This window comes from Corynebacterium sp. (assembly GCF_052107835.1).
Classification (GTDB): Bacteria; Actinomycetota; Actinomycetes; order Mycobacteriales; family Mycobacteriaceae; genus Corynebacterium.
Genome location: NZ_JBQEDF010000095.1, coordinates 1 through 5,384, shown reverse-complemented (window position 1 = coordinate 5,384; position 5,384 = coordinate 1). Strand labels below are relative to the sequence as shown.

Annotated in this window: 6 protein-coding genes; 5 read left to right on the top strand and 1 reads right to left on the bottom strand. The window is 67.3% G+C overall.

What is annotated here, in order from left to right; genetic code table 11:
- The first annotated feature begins 275 nt into the window (after nt 1-275).
- Genes ACTIL2_RS15075 through ACTIL2_RS15055 form a run of 5 tightly spaced genes read left to right on the top strand, consistent with a single transcriptional unit; the run spans nt 276 to nt 3,892 of the window.
- A complete protein-coding gene (locus ACTIL2_RS15075; RefSeq protein WP_442338295.1) occupies nt 276-1,229 on the top strand; it encodes an ABC transporter ATP-binding protein in 954 nt (317 codons plus the stop codon).
- A complete protein-coding gene (locus ACTIL2_RS15070) occupies nt 1,226-1,792 on the top strand; it encodes an ABC transporter permease (RefSeq protein ID WP_442338294.1) in 567 nt (188 codons plus the stop codon). Before ACTIL2_RS15075 ends, ACTIL2_RS15070 begins: the two co-directional genes overlap by 4 nt.
- On the top strand, nt 1,789-1,983 hold the full coding sequence (locus tag ACTIL2_RS15065) for a hypothetical protein (RefSeq protein WP_442338293.1): 195 nt from the start codon (nt 1,789-1,791) through the stop codon (nt 1,981-1,983). The genes ACTIL2_RS15070 and ACTIL2_RS15065 overlap by 4 nt, the downstream gene beginning before the upstream one ends.
- Nucleotides 1,974-3,275, top strand: a complete 1,302-nt coding sequence (locus tag ACTIL2_RS15060; protein ID WP_442338292.1) for a sensor histidine kinase — start codon at nt 1,974-1,976, stop codon at nt 3,273-3,275. Before ACTIL2_RS15065 ends, ACTIL2_RS15060 begins: the two co-directional genes overlap by 10 nt.
- Complete coding sequence (locus ACTIL2_RS15055; protein ID WP_442338291.1) at nt 3,272-3,892, top strand: response regulator; 621 nt, start codon at nt 3,272-3,274, stop codon at nt 3,890-3,892. Before ACTIL2_RS15060 ends, ACTIL2_RS15055 begins: the two co-directional genes overlap by 4 nt.
- Before the next feature lie 19 nt (nt 3,893-3,911).
- On the opposite strand, the gene ACTIL2_RS15050 is transcribed toward ACTIL2_RS15055, so the two are convergent.
- Nucleotides 3,912-5,384, bottom strand: a 1,473-nt coding sequence (locus ACTIL2_RS15050) for a hypothetical protein (RefSeq protein ID WP_442338290.1), incomplete at its 5' end; no start/stop codon positions are given.

Sequence of the window (5,384 nt, the reverse complement as noted above, 5' to 3'; positions counted from 1 at the left end):
GCCGGTACTCCCCCGCGCCCGGCCCCGGGGCCCCGCCCGGCATCCGTCGACAGCTGCCACCCCCGGGGGGGGGGGTGGTGGGTGTTTTTTTTTCCCCCCCCCCCCCCCCCCCCGCCACACCTGGGACAAGACGACCGCCTTCGGAATCAGCGTCACGGTCCTGGTGGCCACTCCGGCGTAGGGCGCCATCCACCGATCGGTGGACGCAGGGATCAACCGGAGTGCACCGTCCTGGTCGATGTGGACGGTAGGGGACCGACCGTAGCGTCAAACCCATGACGAACACCGCCGCACAAGCGCCACCGGCCATCGAGGTCACGAACCTCCGCAAACGCTACCGGGGCACACCCGAACCGGCCGTCGACGATGTCTCCCTGACCATCGGCACCGGTGAGATCTTCGGGATCATCGGGCCGAACGGTGCGGGCAAGACCACGACCGTCGAGTGCATCGCCGGTCTGCGCGAGCCCGACTCCGGGACCGTCACCGTCCTGGGACTCGATCCGGTCAATGACCGGGACGAGATCCACCAGATCCTGGGGGTGCAGCTCCAGGAGAGCCAGTTCCCCGACCGCATCACGGTCGCCGAGATCCTCGATCTGTACAGCTCCTTCTACCGTGACCCCGCCGACTGGCGGGAGCTCATGGACCTCGTCGGGCTCACCGCGAAGAGCAACACCCGCTACCAGGCACTTTCCGGCGGGCAGAAGCAACGGCTGTCCATCGCCCTCGCACTCGTGGGGACACCGGAAGTGGCCATTCTGGACGAACTGACCACCGGCCTGGACCCGCAGGCCCGCCGCGATACCTGGGGTCTGATCGAACGGGTGCGGGACACCGGGGTCACCATTGTCCTGGTCACCCACTTCATGGACGAGGCCGAGCGCCTGTGCGACAGGATCGCGGTCATCGACAACGGGCGGGTTGCCGCGGTGGACACCCCGGGCGGGCTCGTCTCCCGCACGAACCCGACCCGGCAGGTGCGCTTCCGTCTGCGTCACCCCCTGGACGAGGACCTGATCGCCGATCTCCCGGGGATAACCGGGGTCGAGGTCACCGGGGAGAGGTGGGTCGTCACCGGAACCGGGGAGGTGCTCGGGGTCGTTGCGGGCGCCCTGGCCCGCGCCGGGCTCGTCGCCGAGGAACTACGTACCGACGAACGCACCCTCGACGACGCCTTCGTCGCATTCACCGGATACCGGGGGACCGGACAGGAGACTGCATCATGAACGCACTGGCGAAAATGACCTTCGTGGAGGCCAAACTGTTCCTCCGCGACCCCGGGGCTGTGGCGTTCGGCGTCCTGTTCCCGACGGTGCTGCTGCTCGGACTGGGAGCGGTCCCTGTTCTCCGGGAACCGTCGGAGGACTTCGGTGGTGTCCGCTTCGTTGAGTTCTGGGCCCCGAGTGCCCTGGTGATGGGGCTCGCGATGATCGGTGCGCAGCACGTCCCGATCCTCATCGCGACCTACCGCGAACGGGGTATCCTCCGCAGACTGTCAACGACCCCGGTTCACCCGGGGTACGTACTGCTCGCCCAGATGATCGTCGCTTTCGCGTCGGTGGTCGTCTCGACGGTCCTGCTGGTCCTCGCCTCGTGGCTCATCCTCGATGTTGCACCGCCCCAGCAACCGGGGACGTTCATCGCCGCCCTTGTGGTGGGCTATGCCGCCGTGCTCGCCATCAGCATGGTCTCTGCTGCCCTGGTGCCGTCGAGCAGTGCCGCCACATCGGTCGGGGTGCTGATCTTCATGGTCCTGATGCTCTTCGGGGAGTCTTCCTGCCCCGGATGATGATGCCGGACGTGCTGGTGACGATCGGCGAGTTCGTCCCGCCCGGAGTGCAGGTCCTGCTCGGATCCTGGTCACCGGAGGCGGCTGAGGTGACGGACGGAGGTAATCCACTGTGGCTGCAGCTTGGGATAATGTTGGTTATCGCCCTGGCCGCCGGGTTGGTCGCCGCCAAGGTGTTCCGATGGAAGTAGGTGTCGCTGTGGACCGCACGGACCCGGGGGAGACGTCCACCCGCACACTGTGGCGTGAGAAACGCGGTGGCCTCATGTACCAGCTGTTTCTCTACACCCCATGGGTATTGTGGACGATTCCGACGGCCACCTACGTCTTCTGGACTGCCCGGGACGCAGGCCACAACGGGGCCCAGGTTGTGCCGATCCTTGCGCTGGCACTCGCGGCGGCGGCGTGGGTCCTGTTCGGGCACACGCTTCCGGCACGGCGCGGCCGTCTGACCAGCACCGTCGTGAACGTGTACTTCGTCGGACTTGTGGTGTTCGGTTTCATCCTGATGATGTTCACGGACGTCTTCGTCGTCTTCGCGATCACCGGATTCTTCCACGCGTTCCTGCTGCGCCCCTGGCAGGCGGGCATCGCCGGGGTGCTCGCGACGTCCCTGTCGATCAACGGTGTGACGATGCAGGTCCTCGATTCGCCGTCACCGGACACCGTTGTGCAGTTCCTCATCATTGTCGCGGTGCAGACGGTGGCGATCGGAGCGGGGATCGTCCTGTCGGTCCGCGGGGAGACCGAGGAACGCCGACGCGAGGCGCTCGTCCAACGGCTCGGGGACGCGCTGCGCGAGAACGCGGGACTGCATGCCCAGCTGGTGGCGCAGGCCAGGGAGTCCGGTGCCCGGGATGAGCGTCAGCGTCTGGCCCGTGAGATCCATGACACGCTGGCGCAGGGCCTGGCGGGGATCATCACCCAGCTGCAGGCGGCGCAGCAGGCGGGATCCGGCCAGCATGTGGACCGCGCCCTGGACCTTGCCCGCTCCAGCCTGTCCGAGGCCAGGAGGTCCCTGCACGAACTCTCCCCGCAGGAACTCGGGCAGGCGCGGCTTCCGGAGGCCCTCGCCGAGCTGGCCGACCGGTGGGAACAGGACGCGGGGATCGATGCACAGGTGGATGTCACCGGAGAGCAGATCCCGTTGAGTCCAGTCATCGAGGTGTCACTTTTCCGGGTTGTCCAGGAGTCCCTGACCAATGTCGCCAAGCATGCCGACGCCACGCGCGTGGTCGTCACACTGGCCTACGCGGGCTCGGAGGTCCTGCTCGATGTACGCGATGACGGCCGCGGCTTCTCCGGTGACGGGGAGAGCCAGGGGCAGGAACAGGGCCAGAACGGAGGGTTCGGGCTGACCAGTATGCGGCAGCGTATCCGGGGCATCGGCGGACATGTTGCCGTCGAGGGCGCGCCGGGCGAGGGAGTGTCGGTGAGCGTCCGGGTGCCGGCGATTTCCGCGGAGAGGAAGGTAGGGCCATGATCAGACTGGTGATTGTTGACGACCACCCGGTGGTCCGCGGTGGTTTGCGGGACACATTCAGCACCGTCGGCGACATCGCGGTGGTCGGGGAGGCCGGTGACGGTCGGGAGGGGATCGTGTGTGTCACGGACAAGGGTGCCGATGTGGTGCTGATGGATCTTCGCATGCCCGTCATGGACGGTGTGGCTGCGACAGCCGCCCTGCGGGAATCATCGCCGGGGACGAAGGTGCTGATCCTGACGACCTTCGACAGCGAGCAGGACGTCCTGCCCGCGATCGAGGCCGGGGCCACCGGGTACCTGCTGAAGGACGCGACGCCGGACGAGCTGATGTCCGCGGTGCGCGCGGCGGCCCGCGGGGAGTCGGTGCTGGCTCCGTCGGTGACCAGCCATCTCATGGGGCAGGTGCGGGGTTCTGCGGCCAAGGTGCTCACTGACCGGGAACGTGAGGTGCTGCAATTGGTGGCGAACGGTTCGTCCAACCGTGAGGCGGCGTCGCGGTTGTTCATCGGCGAGGCCAGCATCAAGACCCACCTGCAGCACATCTACGACAAGCTGGGGGTGCGCGACCGGGCGTCCGCGGTCGCTGAGGCGTACCGCCGCCGGCTGATTGAGTGAGTGCTCGTGGAGGACGGGGTCAGCGGACCTGGAGAAGCCCGGCATCGGGGACAGTGTGATCGAGGATCTCGGGGCCACGGTGTTCGAGCCGCCTGCTGGCCGGCTGGATGACCAGGAGGACGGAGCAGAAGCCGACGACGATGCCGACCGGGAGACCTGACCACTGCAGCCAGGTGGAGTCGGTGAGCACGCCGATGAGTACAGGGGTCAGGGGGAGAAGCAGGGCGATGACGACCACAACGGCAACAACGAACACGGAGATGAACTGGCGCGGCCCCATGATGAGTCGGAAGGGGAGTTGGGCGCCAATGCCGGACCTGGGCATCGACCACGGGATGACGGTGCTCATCAGAACGGCCGCGGCGATGCCGGTTCCCAACAGCACGGGCATGGCTGCGGCGACCCAGGGCAAGGCGTAGAACACGGATCCTCCTGCGGCGAGGGTGGGGACCACGGTCAGCAGAACCGCTGGTGGGGCGAATACGATGATCCACGCCAGCTGCTTTCCGAGGACATCCGCACGTGGCGCCCCAGGAACAACCAGGGTGGCCCAGAGCCGGTCCGCCTCGAATCCGTAGATATTGGCGGCGATGAAGATCGCGACAATGAGAGTGCAGAGTCCGCCGTACGGAAGCATGGCTGGTACTCCCACCGCGGCCATGAGCACCCCCAGTGCAATACCGGAGCAGATGCTGACCAGCAGCGACAATGTGCGTCGTTCATCGCGTCCCCACAGCCGAAGCTCCTTGAGCAGGGAGGCTGCACGTGGGGATGCGGGCGCGCGGACCTGCCTGCCCACTCCCGTGGGGAAGGAAGGGACGGAGGTGCGGACCATACCGCGGGCCGTCAACGCCGCCCATGCCGCCCACAACAGGGCGCATCCACCCGCCAGGCCGAGCAGCGGCACCAGAGCCGCAACCGCATCGCCGTGGGCAGTGGCCTCGATCGCAGTCACGGCCCATCCCGTGGGAAGAGCCCGTACCGTCTGGGAAAGTGCGGGGCTGTCCTGGGCAATGAGCCGGTCAGAAGCGTCATCGAGGATGAACTGCAGGACCCAGGCACATGAGGCGATGAGCGCGAAGGTGACCTGGCCGACCACCCGCCAACCCCGGGTGGACAGACTGTTGCCGATCGACGTGACCGCCACGCGGCTGAGAAGGAGTGTCAGCACCATCTGCAGCACGGTCGCGGCAACCCCGACCAGTGTTGTGGGAGCACCTTCCCGGAGAGCGAGGAACACCGGTCCCGCATGGGCGATCGCGGTCAGGATCGCTGCCGGGCTGAGCAGCAGGTTGACGAACGCCCCCGCCATCACTGTGCGGGTGCGCAGGGGGAGTAGCGCCAGGTGCCCGGGATCGGGGGTGTCACGGCTGCCGAGCAGCAGGGGCGCAACGATCCACACGACCCCGATCCCGAGCATGCTGGCGGCGATAAGGTCGGCGTTGATCGCCGTGGTCCCGAATTCGACGACTCCCAGGCTCGCTGCACCCAG